This is a genomic window from Streptococcus sp. HMSC10A01 (genome assembly GCF_001807785.1).
Lineage (GTDB): Bacteria > Bacillota > Bacilli > Lactobacillales > Streptococcaceae > Streptococcus > Streptococcus gordonii.
The window spans coordinates 220,706-237,337 of the sequence record NZ_KV790983.1; the positions used below are offsets into that span (position 1 = coordinate 220,706).

11 protein-coding genes are annotated in these 16,632 nt (G+C 43.4%); 2 read left to right on the plus strand and 9 right to left on the minus strand.

Annotated features, from left to right (window positions below):
• Positions 1–103 precede the first annotated feature (103 nt).
• The 5 genes from HMPREF3108_RS08220 to HMPREF3108_RS08240 form a co-directional block, all read right to left on the minus strand.
• Complete coding sequence (locus tag HMPREF3108_RS08220) at positions 104–901, minus strand: M15 family metallopeptidase (protein ID WP_070494200.1); 798 nt, start codon at positions 899–901, stop codon at positions 104–106.
• 4 nt (positions 902–905) lie between these two features.
• A complete protein-coding gene (locus HMPREF3108_RS08225; RefSeq protein ID WP_070494203.1) occupies positions 906–1,592 on the minus strand; it encodes a histidine phosphatase family protein in 687 nt (228 codons plus the stop codon).
• A gap of 64 nt (positions 1,593–1,656) precedes the next feature.
• Complete coding sequence (locus HMPREF3108_RS08230; protein WP_070494204.1) at positions 1,657–2,349, minus strand: histidine phosphatase family protein; 693 nt, start codon at positions 2,347–2,349, stop codon at positions 1,657–1,659.
• A 53-nt stretch (positions 2,350–2,402) separates the two neighbouring features.
• Positions 2,403–3,740: a PFL family protein gene (locus HMPREF3108_RS08235; RefSeq protein ID WP_053794142.1), complete on the minus strand. Its 1,338-nt coding sequence runs from the start codon at positions 3,738–3,740 to the stop codon at positions 2,403–2,405.
• Positions 3,741–3,750: 10 nt separating this feature from the next.
• The gene (locus HMPREF3108_RS08240) at positions 3,751–4,017 is read right to left on the minus strand and encodes an ACT domain-containing protein (RefSeq protein ID WP_011999901.1); all 267 of its coding nucleotides are present in this window, start codon (positions 4,015–4,017) and stop codon (positions 3,751–3,753) included.
• Between the two features lie 314 nt (positions 4,018–4,331).
• On the opposite strand from HMPREF3108_RS08240, the gene HMPREF3108_RS08245 reads away from it, so the two are divergent.
• Positions 4,332–7,589, plus strand: coding sequence for an LPXTG-anchored zinc carboxypeptidase (locus HMPREF3108_RS08245; RefSeq protein ID WP_070494205.1), 3,258 nt, complete (start codon positions 4,332–4,334; stop codon positions 7,587–7,589).
• A 58-nt stretch (positions 7,590–7,647) separates the two neighbouring features.
• On the opposite strand, the gene HMPREF3108_RS08250 is transcribed toward HMPREF3108_RS08245, so the two are convergent.
• A complete protein-coding gene (locus HMPREF3108_RS08250) occupies positions 7,648–8,682 on the minus strand; it encodes an NAD(P)H-dependent amine dehydrogenase family protein (protein ID WP_070494207.1) in 1,035 nt (344 codons plus the stop codon).
• A gap of 86 nt (positions 8,683–8,768) precedes the next feature.
• On the opposite strand from HMPREF3108_RS08250, the gene HMPREF3108_RS08255 reads away from it, so the two are divergent.
• On the plus strand, positions 8,769–9,605 hold the full coding sequence (locus tag HMPREF3108_RS08255; RefSeq protein ID WP_045634315.1) for a MerR family transcriptional regulator: 837 nt from the start codon (positions 8,769–8,771) through the stop codon (positions 9,603–9,605).
• Positions 9,606–9,754: 149 nt separating this feature from the next.
• Here HMPREF3108_RS08255 and HMPREF3108_RS08260 read toward each other — a convergent pair whose 3' ends face one another.
• The 3 genes from HMPREF3108_RS08260 to HMPREF3108_RS08270 all read right to left on the minus strand — a co-directional run bounded on the left by HMPREF3108_RS08260 (position 9,755) and on the right by HMPREF3108_RS08270 (position 16,457).
• A complete protein-coding gene (locus tag HMPREF3108_RS08260; protein ID WP_061594024.1) occupies positions 9,755–13,975 on the minus strand; it encodes a GH32 C-terminal domain-containing protein in 4,221 nt (1,406 codons plus the stop codon).
• 278 nt (positions 13,976–14,253) lie between these two features.
• Positions 14,254–15,192 carry an ATP-grasp domain-containing protein gene (locus tag HMPREF3108_RS08265; RefSeq protein WP_070494208.1) on the minus strand — a complete coding sequence of 313 codons (939 nt, stop codon included), beginning with the start codon at positions 15,190–15,192 and terminating at the stop codon, positions 14,254–14,256.
• 14 nt (positions 15,193–15,206) lie between these two features.
• Positions 15,207–16,457 (minus strand): dicarboxylate/amino acid:cation symporter, encoded by a 1,251-nt coding sequence (locus HMPREF3108_RS08270; RefSeq protein ID WP_061597229.1) that lies wholly within the window; start codon positions 16,455–16,457, stop codon positions 15,207–15,209.
• Between the last annotated feature and the right edge of the window lie 175 nt (positions 16,458–16,632).

Consider the following 16,632-nt stretch of genomic DNA (forward strand, 5'->3'; position numbering starts at 1 on the left):
AGTGTTATAAATATATCACATCTTATGTTATAAATATATCACATTGGCCACAATAATGCAAATTTCTCGATAAAAAAAGCCAGGAAAACCTGACTTACTTGATTTATTTTTCTGCTGCCTTTAGTAATGCGATGTACTCTTCCAGAACTAGATTGTGCTTTTGCATATATTGGGCGTTCTCTACACCGACATAGCGGTAATGCCAGTGTTCAAAATCCACTCCAGTAATATTACTCTTGCCTTCGGGATAGCGAAGGACAAAGCCATATTGTGGAGCCAGCTGAGCTATCTTAGCAGCTAGTTCATCCTCCAGACCTTCAGGAACACTCATATCAATAGCCAAACCTGTTTGATGTTCACTAGCTCCTGGAAGCTGAATCTGTTTCTGGACAGCACTGACAGCCTCTTCATGTGACACACCCTTAGACTCTTCTGCTGCAACATTCTCATTAAAGAGCTCTTCTTGCTCTGCACGACTCCGATAACCAGAAATTAGTATTTCTCCTGGAGCTATGGTCTGAGCCGCAGTAAGGAACTGCCGAGTATTCTCAGCAATACGACTATCCACCCGGATTTCCCCAACCTGAGTCAAAGATGGCGTCTTTTCCTCCTGTAGATGATCACGGTTAACCAAGACTAAATTCCAATCCGCTGAAGACACCTTGGGTAAATCAGAATCAGAACTTGTTAACTCTGAAGATTTAGAGCTACTTAGCTTAGTAGCACTACTCACTTGACTCGAAACCTGAACATAGCTGAGAAGATTCTTCAGTAAGGATGGACAGAAATAAATAACCGTCCCACCAATGACTAGGGTCAAGATAAGTAATAGTAAGATCGTCAAGCCAACCTTCTTGGCCTTGGATTTTCTCTTTACTCTTAGATGTTTAGCGTGTTTCAACTTATTACTCCATTATTTTAGCGCCCACTTCACGATAAGACATATCTCCAATCCGGTCAATCGTAAACTTACCATCTTCGTAGTCCACTACAGTTACACTGCCATTGTGTAGACCTAAACCTCGAGGCGTTGCGTGGTCAATCAACCAAGCGAAGGTTCCAATCGTCATACCATGACTGACAATCAGAGCATTTCCTCCTCCTAGCGCCTCAACTTCTTTAGCAATACTCTCAAAACCATCTAAAATACGGCCACTGAGTTTAGGCCAAGATTCTGCCCAGCCCGCTGTATCCACTTCTACCAATCCTTCTGCTAATTCTGGATAGCTAAGCTGGTGGACATGTTCGACATGAAAGACACGGGGCATGACTCCCATAAAGAGTTCTCCGTCATAGGCCCCATCAAAGCTACCAAAGCACCATTCACGAATGCGTTTGTCTGTACGGTAAGGGATCTTATCTCTCAAACCCAGCTCGTCTAAAATGATTCCCATGGTTTGAATAGTCCGACCACTATCGCTAGAATAAGCCCGCTTAAAGTCTATACCAGCATCTTTTAGACCCAACCCTAACTCTCGAATTCCTCGTTCACCTTCAGCTGTCAGAGGAGTATCCGACCATCCTTGCGCTCGACCAATCGCATTAAACATGGTTTTACCGTGACGGACGATATACAATCTTGTTTTTGACATTTACTTGCCTCCCTTATTCTTCCTTTATTATACCACTTTTAGGAAAAAATCAAGACCATTCCTGTCAGCGACTATTTAAAACCTCTGCACCAGCTTGACGATAGGACACATCTCCCAAACTTTCAATGGATAGTTTTCCATTGGCATATTCGACAACCGTCACACTTCCATTTTCAACTCCAGGATTCTTCTTAATCTCTTCGTCAATTAAATAAGCAAGAGTACCGATTGTCATGCTATGGCTGACTACCAAAGCATTCCCACCACCGGAAGCCTCTACATCTTTTGCAATAGCTTCAAAGCCGTCTAAAATCCGACCACTGAGCTTATCCCATGGTTCCGCCCAACCTGCAGTATCTACTTCAACTAAGCCATTCGCTAAGTCCGGTAGGCTAAGTTCCTTGTAGTTATCTGTCTTCAAAACACGAGGAATGACACCGTGGAAGAGTTCTCCACCATAAGCACCATCAAAACTGCCAAAACACCACTCTCTGATTCTTTTATCAAAGGTATAAGGGATTTGCCCAGTCAAGCCAAGTTCCTCCAACACAATCCCCATAGTCTGGATGGTTCGACCCGAGTCACTTGAGTAAGCTTTTACAAAGGAAAGGCCTGATTTTCTTAATCCAATCCCCAACGCTCGAATACCACGTTCCCCTTCAGCTGTCAGAGGAGTATCTGACCAACCTTGAGCTCTGCCAATGGTATTAAACATTGTCTTCCCATGCCGAATGATAAATAATCTCGTTTTTGTCATCTCTTCTCCTTGTTCAATCGAAAAGGCCTGTCTGCACAGACCCGATTTTCTTATTAATTTTTAAAACTGTGAATCGGCGCTGGAATCTGTCCACCACGCGCGATAAAGGCAGCTGACGAAGCCTGATTTACCTTCATGACCGGAGCTGTTCCCAAGAGTCCGCCAAATTCAATCATATCGCCTTCCTTGCCCTTTGGAATAATCCGCACAGCTGTCGTCTTTTGATTAATGACGCCAATCGCTGCTTCATCGGCAATCATGGCTGCAATGGTTTCAGCCGGCGTCGCCTCAGGGATAGCAATCATATCCAAACCTACTGAGCAGATGGCTGTCATAGCTTCTAACTTTTCTAGATTGAGCGAACCGTTTTGCACAGCCGCAATCATGCCCTCATCTTCTGAAACAGGAATGAAAGCACCAGATAGACCACCCACTTGATTGCAGGCCATGACACCACCTTTTTTGACTTGGTCATTGAGCAGGGCAAGCGCTGCTGTTGTGCCATGGGTACCTACTGTTTCTAAGCCCATTTCTTCCAAAACACGGGCCACTGAGTCTCCGACTGCTGGCGTTGGAGCCAAACTCAAGTCAACAATCCCAAACTTAACGCCCAGACGTTCGCTGGCCATCTGACCAACCAACTGACCGATACGCGTGATCTTGAAGGCCGTTTTCTTGACTGTTTCAGCCACCACGTCAAAGCTCTCGCCACGAACCTTTTCCAAAGCCCGCTTGACAACACCAGGTCCTGAAACACCGACGTTGATGACCACATCTGCTTCACCGACACCATGAAAGGCACCCGCCATGAAAGGATTGTCCTCTACCGCATTGGCAAAGACGACCAATTTAGCTGCACCCATGTCAGACAGTTGGGCTGTTTCCTTAATAATCCGTCCCATATCTGCAACTGCCGTCATATTAATACCAGTTTTTGTTGAACCGATATTGACAGAAGAACAGACCTTGTCCGTCTCCGCTAAAGCTCGTGGAATAGAATTAATGAGAATTTCATCGCCTTTTTGATAGCCCTTTTGGACCAAGGCAGAGAAACCACCGATAAAGTCTACTCCGATTTCCTTAGCCGCTCGATCCAGAGCCTTAGCCAAAGGAATATAATCTGTAGCATCCGTAGCCGCTCCGATCAGAGAAATCGGAGTCACTGAGACCCGCTTGTTGACGATAGGAATCCCGAGCTCTGCAGCAATTTCGTCCCCAACTGCCACCAAATTTTTAGCCTTGGTCGTGATTTTTTGGTAAATCTTCTCAGCAGCCAGATCAATGTCTGTATCGATGCAGTCCAAGAGTGAAATACCCATGGTGATAGTCCGAATGTCGAAATTCTGCTCCTCAATCATGGCAATGGTTTCTGTAACTTGTCTAATATCCATCCTTCACTCCTTAGATATTGTACATGGCATCAAAAATAGCTGCACTTTGAATATTGATTTTGACGTTAAGAGTCTGACCAAAGCTTTCAAATTCACTACGAAGAGCTGCAAAATCTTGTTTTTCTTCACTTGAAACAACAGCCATCATCGTAAAAAATTCATCCAAAACTGTCTGTGAAATATCATCTATATTCAATCCCAACTCTGCAATCTTAGTTGAGACTCCCGCAACAATCCCTGATCTATCTTTCCCAACAACCGTAATAATTGCTTTCATTGTCGACTCCAATCCATTTTTTGTTTGTATTATTGTAGCATAAAAGATGTGATTTTGCATGGAATTGTAGAAATTCCTCAGACGAGCTTATACATGCTTTCTTCTCACTCTTCTATTTTAGGCAGGAATCCATAATTCATCCATATAAAATAAGCCCGTCATTTCTTGTTCGACAAGGCTCATAGATGGAATTGCAAGACAAGATTCTCAGATTTGTCTATTGAAAGCATATTTTTTATCTATGCTTTTTCTTGAAAACGATTACAAAAATTGATATAGTAAGATTAAAGAACACATTACAAAGGAGGTCTCTTATGAAAGACACCTATAAGAAACGCTTATATACTCAGGTTCTTAGCCTGTCAGCCGCAACCCTTCTAGCTGTTCTAGCCCAAGGAAACGTAGCTGCCGATACGCTAAATCCGACTGAAGCGCCACAAGAAGCAAGTCCTGTAAGTAGTCTTGTCGAAAATCCTACTCCGGTCAGTGCCGAGAAAACAGAAGATCATTCTGATCAACCTCAGGCAGATACTGCTAATAAGGAAACTCAGCCTGTAGCCGAATCGGATAAGACTACAAGCGAAACGGCTACTAGCCCAGCCACAGGAGCAGAAAACAAAAAGGAAACTAGCTCTGAAAACACTACTGCACCTGATAAGTCTGAAACACGTGCAGCAAGTAGCGAAGACTCAAAAGTTCAGCTTGCGGACAGTAAGGTTTATATGTCTGAAAAAGCAAGCATTGAGGAAACCGTTCAAGAACAAGGTGCCAAAGCCAACAAAATTAACTGGACACTTGATAATAAGCCAATTAGCGAGTGGAAAACATGGAAAATGGAAGACGGTACCTTCTCCGGAGATCCTTTTGTTACCATAGAAGAAAAAGCCGAAGGAAACGACCTCAAGCTATCTCTGAAATTTAACGAACTATTTGGCCAAGATCTGAGTTTACGAACACCCAACAATATTCGCAGAACCTACCGCAATTTTATGGGAAATCATGAATTAGTCGGGGTCAGTGAAGATTTAGGACTTACTATTCGCAAAAACATTGTCCTAAGACCATATGAAGACTTCCATACCCACGACGAAATGCTGGCCTCTATCGAAAAAAGTCGGCAAGAAGCTAAAGATGATCGTTTGGTCCAAATCGAAACGATTGGCAAGAGCGCGCAAGGACGAGATGTCAAACTGGGCATCATTAGCTCCGATCAAAAGAGCATCGATGACTACCTCAATACAACCAATCCAAAAACCCTCACAAAACCTGCCGAAATGCTGGCTGCCTTAAAGAACGGTACACTGGATTATAAGCTCCCAGTCCTTATCAACAATACCCATGCTGATGAACAGCCCGCCATCGATATCATCACTGGACTTTTCAATACCTTTGCCACTAAAGATCTTATTTCTTTCCAGACAACTGATGCTAATGGACTTGCCAAAAATGTTACTCTTAGTGTCAAGGAACTCCTCAAGAAATTTATTTTCTTATTTAACTTCACAGAAAATCCGGACGGAGATGTTGCCAATACTCGTGCACTCGCTAATGGAATTGACCCAAACCGTGACACAAGTTATCAGGCCAATCCTGAAACTCGAACTGTCGCTGGCCTCATCAATAAATGGAATCCTATTGCTCTTTATGACATCCATGGATTCGTTAAAGAATTCTTGATCGAACCAGCAACACCACCTCATGATCCCAACTTCGAATATGACCTCTTGTCAGAAAATATGCTGGAAAACGCCCACCACATGGGACGTGCCGGCGTTGCTAACTCTAAGTATGACAGCTATATTATCCCTAAACTAGACTGGGGTGATGGCTGGGATGATTCCTTCTCCGGCTATACTGGAGTTTACGCTATGTACCATGGTATCTTAGGGCATACAATCGAAATACCTGAAGGAAATCAAGAGTCCTATAAAGCTGGATACCACGCAGTATTGGGAGGTATTTCTTACTTATCCCAAAACCCAGATAAATTGATGGAAATGCGCCTCAACTTCTATCTCAGAGGTATCAATAAGATAGAAGATCCTAAAGCAGAGAATGAATTAGTAGGACCTGATGGTAAGGTCGTTGGACGGATCAAGAATGGTCAAAAGAAATTCTTCCCTGACTATTATGTCATTCCAATGGGACTTGATAAAAACAACGACTCCCAACAAGCCTTCAATATGATTGAATACTTCAAGAGAAATGGTGTCACTCTTAAAGAATTGAAGGAAGATGTAGGCAACTATAAGAAAGGGGACCTGGTTGTTGATATGGCCCAAGCTAAACGAGGCTATGCCAACCATATCCTTTATAAAGGTTCTAATGAATCCGCTTGGTCAGCTATGTATGCCGAACTTTTAGTGAATTTCCCAGACATGCGTGGCTTTAAAGCGGAAGCAGTCTTCAAAGATAAACTCTTTGACGGAAAATTAGGAGACGTAACAGCTCTTCGTGCTACTCGTACAAGCGAAATTAACCACTCAGCTCCTTACTATGTGATTGCAAATACATCTGACAGTGCCGTAAAAGCAGTTAACCAAGCCATTCGCCAAGGAAAGAAAGTCTATCTAACAGACGATGGATATATCGTTGATACACCGACATTCGAAAACTTGCTGGGAGATTATGCCATCTACGGGGATGCACTCTATAAGGTTCCTAACGGCCCAAGCCTGAAAGCCCTGAAAGTCTATTCACCTCCTCATCAATTTTATTGGGCAGGTGTTGATTCGCCTACACATACAGCTCTAGCACTAAAAAATCTAGGCTTTGATCTTGTCGATACCCCAGAGGAAGCTGATGTTGTTGTTTTAGAAAGCAATAATTTTGACAAATCCCTGGTCGGTCTCAAGCCAACCATCGTCGTTGGTGGTTCTGCTATGCAAAGACTCGAAAAATTGGGGCTTATCGACGGATTTGACGCTGAAAAATTCTCTGGTGGCAGTGATTTTGAAGGCCTCATGAAAGCAATTATAGATGATCAAGACCCACTGACTAGTGGCTATAATAAGAACGACCTCTTCTATTCTAACTCAGGAAACTGGATTGCCAAGGCTCCAGCCAACTTCAAAACTTTGGCAACAATCGCTGGCAGTGATTACTATATAGCTGGATGGTGGCCAGGCAACGAAAAACTGGCTAACAAAATTGTAGCTATCTCTGGGAAATACAACGAAAATCCATTATTTGTATATGCTGGAAATCCTACCAACCGCTTGCATACAATTCACTTCTACCGTTGGATATCCAATGCTGTCTTTGGTAGTCAATTGGCAAACTTGACAGATTATATCTTGCCAAGTCCAACTCCAAATCCTATTCCTCAACCTCAGCCATTAACGCCTCCTACTTACCAGGCTCCAAGCAAGACCTATCAAGCTCCAAATCAAACAAGACTTGATTTTAAACCTGCAACTAAAGTTGATCCTGTTCAAGAGATTTCTTTGACCTATAGCAGAGAGTCTCTTCCAAAAACTGGAACACAAGAAATGACTGAAGGCTTCAAGCTAGCAAGTATTTTAATCGCTTGCTCTGCCGGATTCTTCCTTTTGAAGAAAAAGGAAAATTAATACTTAAAAACACACCTCCCAATTGATGCGGGAGGTGTATTTTTAGTTATAAGCTTTGTTATTTTTTCACATAGGTATGAAGTGGATAGGTCGGATAGGCCAAGTCACGCGCCAACTCTGAAGTCACATAACCTGCCGGTGCATCTAACACAGAAGGGATTCGATTGACGATAGTGGCACAGGTCAAGGCTACAGTATCAGGCTTTCTGACTGAGAAGACTAGATTTGGCTCACCAGTAATTTCCCAATCACACATATCTCCGTCATTTTCACGATAGACCTTGCCAATACACTCTACTTCTAACTCAATTCCCTGATGGGTATGAATGGTTGTCACAGCTGACATACCCGTTACTTGCCCCGCCGGAACTGTACGTCCCAGCGTTTCAGAATAAACATCTTCATCCAAAATGTAAGGAACGCTCTTTTGTGAAATATCCTGAATGGTCCAGTTCATCTTAGAGCAAATGGCTTCAGCAGCATTCCACATATAGGACGGCAGACTCTCAGCACTGGCAATTTCCTTTTCAAATCGCTCTGAATCGTAACCAGCACCATGCGCTTCTGCCAAAGCCAGACCATAATCTTCCACATTATAGCTGACAATCCCTTTCACCTTTTGAATGCGATTAAGGCCAGACATAGCCAAGCAAGGCATATTAATCCAGTAAATATCCTGCATGCCTGAGCCCATTACAGTGACACCATATTCTTTAGCCAGCTTGTCCAAGCGGTTTGTTTCGGATGGCGACGTCGTCCAAGGGTAGATCGCTTCCTCACAGGTCGTGATGATATTAACTCCATGCTTGATGGCTGTTTCAAAAAAATCATACATTTCCGGCATATAGGAAGCAATGGTGACAATGGCAATGTCAGCGTCACACTCTCCAAAGACACGTTCAGCATTATCAGAAATCAGGACACCAGTCTTATAACCTAGCTCTGCAAAATCACCAACATCCTGCCCTACTAAAGCAGGATTGTTATCAATAGCTCCTACGATTTCTACACCGTGATCCAGTAGATACTTGAAAATCACTTTAGACATCTTGCCGCAGCCATACTGAACAGCACGAATTTTTGTATTTCTCATGGCAAACCCTCCATTGATTATTATTATTTTCACAATTATAGTATAATATCTCTAGTAACTAGAGAGTCAATAGAGGGTTTTAAAAAATGAAAAAAATTTTGCGTATAGGAGAGTTTTCCCAAATAAATCAGATTTCCATCCAAACTCTAAGATTCTATGACCAAATCGGTCTTTTAAAACCCTATAAAGTCGATCCAGAAACCAACTATCGCTACTACCACATCAATCAATCTTCTCTGGTTGACTCCATTCAGTACCTGCGTCAACTGAATTTTTCTCTAGAAGACATCAAAGAAATCCTATCTGATAAAGACCATTTTCAACTGCACCAGCTTATCGAGGAACGCTATCAGCGCCTTCTAGAGGAAAAAGAGAATTTAGAAAAACAAATCCAAGAAATCGAAATCTTTCGGTCTGGTGCCCGTATCTATGGCGAAAAACAGAGCGAGCAAGAACTGGAAATCCAAACTTTTCCTGAACGGCAGCTGCTTATTTTTGAAATTGATCAAAATATTTATCAAATGAAAAGTGAAGAATACGAACTTGCTCTACGCTGCTTCAAGCAAGAAATCCTGCGTTACAGTCCTTTTTTCACCCATTTCAGCCGTGTTGGCTCCATTATGAAACAAGAAGATTTCCAAAAAGAAAGATGGATTTCCAAGCAACTCTGTCTCTTCCATCATACTCCTAATGAACTCCCTCACTTAAATCGAATGTTGCTGCCGGCAGGAAATTATGCTGTTGCTTACTGCTCTTCCTTTGCAGATGAACTTAAAGTTCTGCCGCATTTTCACCAAGCTCTGACCCAAGCTGGATATACTCCTGTGGGCGATTATATCTGCGAGGTCATTCATGAACAGCCACAACTCCAGGAGCAGCACCGCGATATGTTCATCCGGATGCAAGTTCAGATAGAGGGATAAAAAGCAAGTAGATGTATGTAGTAGAATTTCTTGCCAGATACTAGAGCATGCCCAGCCAAAAACTAATCATTTCACAAGCCGTATCTATATATAAAAAGGATGGGAAAACACCCATCCTTTTTATGTGCAAATAACCATTGCTTAGCACCTTAGTCTTCTTGTTTCTTTCTTCCAGCTAGAAGCCTCATTCCCAGAAAAGCTAAACCAGCCAGAGGCAGAAACTTATCTTCTTGAGTGCCAGTCTTAGGCAGAGCTGAGTCGGGAGTTGGGTGCAATCTTGGCGTCGTAATAACTTTTCCTTCCTCACCTTGCTTCAGAGCTTGAGGCTGGGCTATTGTCAAAGGCTGTTTAGCACTTTCAGCCACCACCACCTTGCTGCCAACTTCTACTAGTTCGTCAACTGCTAGAGAGAGCACTTCCTGACCGAGGATGGTTCGCTGACCGTTCAAGACTTCTACAAAGACTCGCTTTTGACCCTTTTGACCAGCTACAAGTATCCGCCGCTGCCCTTGTTCCAGTTCTGGATTTTCCTGTTCTCGAGTCTGATATGCAATCTCTTCCATTACGATTTCTAAGAACGGCTTTTCTTCCACTAGGTCTTTTATTCCTTCTTCCGGAGTGACCTGATGACTTGGTTTCAGAGCCAGGGCAGCAAGAGCTGTCTTCAGATCCTGCTCTGCTCTATCTAAATCTGCCTGCTCCGCTTTTTCATCTGCCAAGAGAGACTGAGCTCGAGCCAAGGCTGCCTTGTAAGCCTGAACTGTCTCATCTGTGTAGAGGCTCGGATCTAGACTAGCCGTATTGTCTACCACTTTCTGCAGAGAAGCCTTATTAACTGCTGGCGCATGAAGATTGGTCACAAAGAAATTGCGAGCTTCCAAGTCCCCATCCCAGAGTCCCAGACCGACGTAGGCATCATTATAATAAGGCTCAACCGTATCAAATTGGTGGTTCAGGTATTCTACACCGTCCACAGATACACTGACACCATTTTTAGTTTTCACTAGCTTAACATGGTGGAACTGGCCGTCATTAAGATGCTTGCCATTCATGCTACTTTCTGCAATCGTCTCTCCCATAAAGCGGTAAAGTCGAATCTCATCATTATCGCCAAATTGAATAGAATAAGCATTGCGAGGATCAACATTTTCAGACGCATAGAAGATGTTAATCAAGCCTTTTTGATACTTGAGATCCACATCCAAGTTATACTCAGGGAAAGGTATCTTCTGACCTCCCATATAATAATCATTGGCGCTGGTATTCTGATTATAGAGACTTTCACCGTCGACATACCACTTACCGGAAACAGCTTTTAGATCTGGAACATTGGTCTTAAAGTCATTACGGCTGATATTGATGGTGAAGACCTTGGAAAGACTTGGATTTTCCTTAGAGGTTGCCGTTACCTTGACCACCCCTCTTTGCAGAGCAGTCACTCGTAGCTTATTGCCATCTTCCGTGACAGAGACCAGCTCTGGCTGATCCACACTCCAGCTGACCGCTTGAGAGACACTTGCTGGCATGACATATGCTTTCAAATCCAAACTATCACCGACATAAATATTATTTGTTACAGGAGAAGCCTGCACTAGTTCCAGTGGTTTGGTCACTGCCTGCTTGTCTTTCCAGATGCCCTTCAGCGGATAAAGAGCAATGTCAGCCTTAGCTGCACCACCTTCTACAAACACACTAGCCGCAAGGCTATTTGGCGCAGGGAAAATCTGATTGGCACCCGCTACAGTATATCCTTTGGCAAAGACTTCTAGGCTGGAGCGATCTACGTAGAGATGCAGATCTATGCTGCCATCTGCATTGCGCTTGACGGATTGACTATCCACCTGAGCAAATTTATTACTGAGAATAATGCCGGACCGGCTGCGGTCAATAGAGAGAGTTTCCTTTTCTAAATCATAGGTAACTCTAGTCACTTCTCCATCTCCAACCCGCAGGTTAAAACCGACTTTCTTGGTCGTTTCACTCGGCCGAAAAGTAGAGACAATTTCATACTGATCACCGGAAAAACCTTTCAACAGCCCATTCTTCTCACTGACTTCTACGTCTTTATACAACACAGCCTTGTCTTCCTGACGCAGAGACTGATAGGCTGCTATTGGCGTCTGAGTCAGCCGATAGCTGCCGTCTTGCTTGATAAGGCCTAGTTTGAGGTTAAGGTTGAAGGTGCCGTTGAACTTCTGACCGACGGTATCGGCTACCAGATTACAGTAGTCCTCCCAAGTATTCATCCAGTTAGACTCGATAATGTCGGGTAGGGTTGGATTAGCCTTGCTGCCAAAGTCCTGAACGTAGTAAGTCATGGCCGCATAAGAATCTTTACCAAAGTTCATGACCTGATCAGCCTGAGCAAACTCAGCATCTGGGACGAAGGTCCACTTGCCCTCCACCTGTCTAAAATCACCGACCTTATAGGAGCGCCCGCCACGAGACAGGACCCATTTTAGGCTACCATCGTCTGCCAGTAGAGGATAGAGATCTGGGCACTCCGTATGGAGATCCGCATAAGTTGACTCGACCTTCCAATTACGCAGATTATCAGACGAATAAATTCTCAGCGGTCCGCCTGCAACGACCATAAACCATTTACCCTCCCAACGGAAGACCTTGGGATCACGAAAATCCTGAGACTGCAATGGATCATCCGTCCAGTCAGCTGCAATTTGATCAAGCTTCGTCCAAGTCCGACCCTCATCCTTACTGTAGGCTAACTTGATGCGCTGACCATTTCCGTCGGCAGTAATCAGTGCGACTAAACCGCCCTGGTCATTGTCAAACAAACCAGAGGAATTGGTAGTATCTGCTACGATAGAGCCTGAGAACATAGCCCCATTAGCATCCGGATAAAAGGCAATCGGCTGTTCTTCCCAATGAATCAAATCCTTGCTGGTCGCATGACCCCAGTGCATAGGCCCCCACTTGGTATCGTCGTAAAACTGATAGAAGAAATGATAGACTCCCTTATAATAAACCAGCCCGTTGGGATCATTGGCCCAACCGTCCTTGACCGAATAATGATACTGACCGCGATAGAACTCATTGTAGTATACCTCATCTGCCTGCCGACGATGGACATTGAGCCGGTAAGTCAGGCTGACCTCCTGCCCATCCGCATCCGTCACAGTACTGGTCACAGTCAGATAGTTTGCCCCCACTGCCAGCGGGATATTCTTCAAATCACTATAAACCCTACCTGCAGCATCGGTCACGCTTACCTTAGCAGCAGGATTTTTCGCTACGACAGTCAAGTCTACAGTCTCAGCATCATGCTTAACATACTGGATGGCAATAGGAGCAGTAAACTGACCTTTCTGCTCTACTTTCCCAACCGAAGAAGTCACCCTTATATCCTCCAACTCGGGATTAGACTGAGGAGTGATTTCTTTATAAAAGGTATTTTGAAAAAGCAGCTCGCTATTCCAGTTAAGTAAGCCAAAATGACCTTCTGACAGATAAGTATTCTGCCCCTTATCATCTCTCTGAAGCGTGTAATCTCCTGAGCTGGCTACTAGAATATCATTGACATAGTAGGATACCCAAGAGCCAATAGAAACGACCTTGAGCCGATATTTATTGTCATTCGTTGGCTCGATATGCTTTTCATTGATAAATTGATAATCACGCCCGCCTTGCCAACGCCAAAACTTCACATTGTTGCTGCCACCATCAATATTAACTGCATAGCTGCTCTTGTCATCCAGATTATTATTACTGCGGAAAATGAGGGCTGCCGCCCCTTCCTTACTGAGGAAAGTTACATCCGTTGAGTAAACAAAATCCTTGCCCTGACTTTGAGAGTAAAGGAAACTATCACCTTTGCCTCTGGCATCACTATAAAGTCCTTGCTCTCGGACTTCCCAAACTCCATTTTTGTCTCCCTTGGCTTCTGCCAAATTAGTATTGAAGCCTGGCTGCTTATCTACACTCTCTAAGGCAGGGAGTTTTTCCGAAGCAACTTCCTTCGCTGCTGGCTGTTTGTCTTCTTCCTGTTTGGTCTCTTTAGCATTTGCTGTGGCTTGATTTTCCTTATCAGTCTTTTGATTGGCTGACTCTACTGCTGCATCCTGACCACTCGCTTCCGTCGCAGCAGTCTCTCCAGCAACAGAGTTTTCTGTCTTATCGGCATTACTTGTAGGAACAGCTGTTTGCCCGCTTTCAGGCTCCGAGACAGCTGATGAATCAGCCTGCAAGACCTGAGCAGGGGCTGGATTAGCCTTACCCTCATCTGCATAAACCACTCCACCGCCATCTAATAAGAAAGCTCCAAAAGCCAGCAGGGCACAACCAAAAACCCAACGCTTACCGCTTTTTCTCATAAACCAATTTTTACACACTTTTTCCTGATGATTTTTCATGACGCACCTCAATATTCTAAAAATAAAGTCAGACTCCTCACAACCAAATTACTGCTACATAACGCACTCCTTTCACCTTTTCTTGTTCAAAATGAACACCTTGTTTAGCACCTAACTCCTTTATAAAAAAGTAGCAATCTCAATAATCTAAATATAACAAATCTTTGTAAGCGCTTCACCTAACGTTTGTCACAAAAACAAAATGACAGATGTCATATTTTAGAAATGAAGAAAAAACAAAAAGCCTCCAAAACGGAAAGCTTTTGTTTGTTTTAAATTTATTCTGAATAGGATGCTACCAGCTCGTTCTTTAGATATTCTGCCAAATGCTGATGAGCAAAAATTCCTGCTTTTTCTTCGGCTGTCGGATTATAGTTGGTATTGGTGTTCACATCATAGACATAGATCTGACCTGTCTCTGACTCTACCCACTCAATAGCAGCCACATCAATACCAGCCTGAGCCAAGAAGGTTTCATAAGCCTGTCTTTGACTAGTAGGGAGAGGATCTGTGATTTGAAACTTATCTGATGTTTCCAACTGAGCAGGCCTTTGTCCAATCTGACACCCATCTGCCGGGCAAAGCTGAAAACCATCCGATGAATCAATCGACACTGTATAAAGAAACTTCTGATTGATAAACTCCGAACGACGAATACGGCCATCCACGGGCTTGATATAGGCCTGAAGCAGAGTGATCCCATCCACAGAAGGCTCAAAAGCAGGACTGTCTACATAAGCTTCTAATTCTGCCTCACTGTTAAAGAGTTGCACTCCCAAACCTTTCCCAGCGCGATTATGCTTGGTAATCAGAGGATAAATATTGAGTTTTCTAGCTGCTTCCAGAATATTCTCCTGCCCCAAAACAGCTACTGTCTCTGGAGAAGCAATCCCAGCTTCAGAAAGTTTCAAATATTGCTTGATTTTACTGATTTCTAGATTGATAGCTCCGCTACCATTGACGACCTTACGGCCATGAGCTTCCAGCCAAGCTAGAACCTGCTCTGTAAATTCTGGTGCGTAGCGGTGTCCCCGAGTATGAGAAGAGGCTGACATCCGATTATAGAAAATTCCTGTTGGGGGCGGACTCTGCAGATCTAAGATCCCACTTGACAAATCCCACAGCTCATAGGGAACATTTTTCTCCTCTAGCCATTTGACCAAGTGCTGCGTCCACTCCAAATTTTCATGAATAACGTATACTTTTGCTTGACTCATAAGTCTTCTCTCCTTTACGAATACCGAACAGCCAGTTCGCTGCTTTTTGATTCTTCCACTACGTGACCTTCTGTTTTTTCAATCACACTCACAGCCAAAGCCTGGCCTAGAACATTGAGGGCAGTACGACCAGCATTAACAAAGAAATCAACCGCAAAAATCAAGGCAACTCCTTCCACTGGCAATCCCAATTGAGGCGCCGCAGCCAGCAAGACAACAATCGCTCCAGAAGGCACTGTTGCAGCAGTCTTTCCAACCAAGGTTAAAAGTAAGATGGTAAATAAGAGACCAGAAATAGAAAATGCAATTCCATAAGCATGAGCGATAAAGATAGTAGCTACCGAGAAATAGACAGCCGCTCCCTCAAGATTAAAAGTATAACCCAAAGGCACAACCAGGTCGATGACATGCTCATCGTGCCCCTGCTTCTTTAAATCTTTTAACAGAGGTGGCAGGACAACACTGGAGCTACCAGAAACAAAAGCCAAAGTCAAGAGACTCCAATTCTGACGAATACTTGTCAGATAAGGAACTCCGAAAACCAATGCAATCAAAGGAAAAACCACTAAAGCCAAAGCAGCATAAGCCAGATAAGTCCCTGCTACAAATTGACCCAAACCAATCAACTTATCAACTCCTGTTGTGGATACATCTTTGGCAATAAAACCGAAAATTCCAATTGGTGATAACTTGATAATCACACCGACAATTTTGTAAATGGCTTCAATCCAAATTTGCAATAAATCAATAAACTTCTGTGACTTGTCTTCCTTAAGACTTCCAAGACCATAACCCAAGAATATCGCAAAGACGATGATAGGAAGCAAAGCCCCTTCAGAAAGCGACTTAACAATATTAGCCGGAATAAAACTGAGAAAGAACTCATTTAACTGGATACTCTTAGCAATCCCATCAATATTTCCTCCAGTCTGACCGATATTGACCCCTTGACCAAAGCCTAGATAATAAGCAGCAAAGACAAAGATCAAGGTAATCACTGTCGTGACCCCAAAGAAATAGAGCAAACTCTTTGTCAAGAGCTTCCCAAAAGATTTCTTACCAATCACACCAGCCACTGCTACGACCACAACCGGAAATACCAGCGGAATAATCACCATATTAATCAGACTGATAAAAGCTTGTCCCAAAAATTGATAGAAAGCCGAAAATTGCGGCCATACAAGAGCAACAAGAACACCCAAAACCAAAGCAATCAAGAGTTGCAACCCCAAAGAAACCTTTGACCATAAAGAAAAAATTTTCATCCCCAAACTCCTTTTTCTATTTTGATAGCTATTCTACTATGATTCTCCCAACCTGGCTAATATATATTTTCTATGAAAGTAATAGAAGAATTTTATGGGGGAGTTGAATAACTAAAAAAGACACCCAAGAGAAAATTCTTAGATGTCTGTATAGATTGACGACTCCATTTGTTCT

Coding starts and splice junctions, on each gene's coding strand:
- HMPREF3108_RS08225 (WP_070494203.1), bottom strand. CDS start 1,592: ATGTCAAAAACAAGATTGTATATCGTCCGTCACGGTAAAACCATGTTT.
- HMPREF3108_RS08230 (WP_070494204.1), bottom strand. CDS start 2,349: ATGACAAAAACGAGATTATTTATCATTCGGCATGGGAAGACAATGTTT.
- HMPREF3108_RS08235 (WP_053794142.1), bottom strand. CDS start 3,740: ATGGATATTAGACAAGTTACAGAAACCATTGCCATGATTGAGGAGCAG.
- HMPREF3108_RS08240 (WP_011999901.1), bottom strand. CDS start 4,017: ATGAAAGCAATTATTACGGTTGTTGGGAAAGATAGATCAGGGATTGTT.
- HMPREF3108_RS08245 (WP_070494205.1), top strand. CDS start 4,332: ATGAAAGACACCTATAAGAAACGCTTATATACTCAGGTTCTTAGCCTG.
- HMPREF3108_RS08250 (WP_070494207.1), bottom strand. CDS start 8,682: ATGAGAAATACAAAAATTCGTGCTGTTCAGTATGGCTGCGGCAAGATG.
- HMPREF3108_RS08255 (WP_045634315.1), top strand. CDS start 8,769: ATGAAAAAAATTTTGCGTATAGGAGAGTTTTCCCAAATAAATCAGATT.
- HMPREF3108_RS08260 (WP_061594024.1), bottom strand. CDS start 13,975: ATGAAAAATCATCAGGAAAAAGTGTGTAAAAATTGGTTTATGAGAAAA.
- HMPREF3108_RS08265 (WP_070494208.1), bottom strand. CDS start 15,192: ATGAGTCAAGCAAAAGTATACGTTATTCATGAAAATTTGGAGTGGACG.
- HMPREF3108_RS08270 (WP_061597229.1), bottom strand. CDS start 16,457: ATGAAAATTTTTTCTTTATGGTCAAAGGTTTCTTTGGGGTTGCAACTC.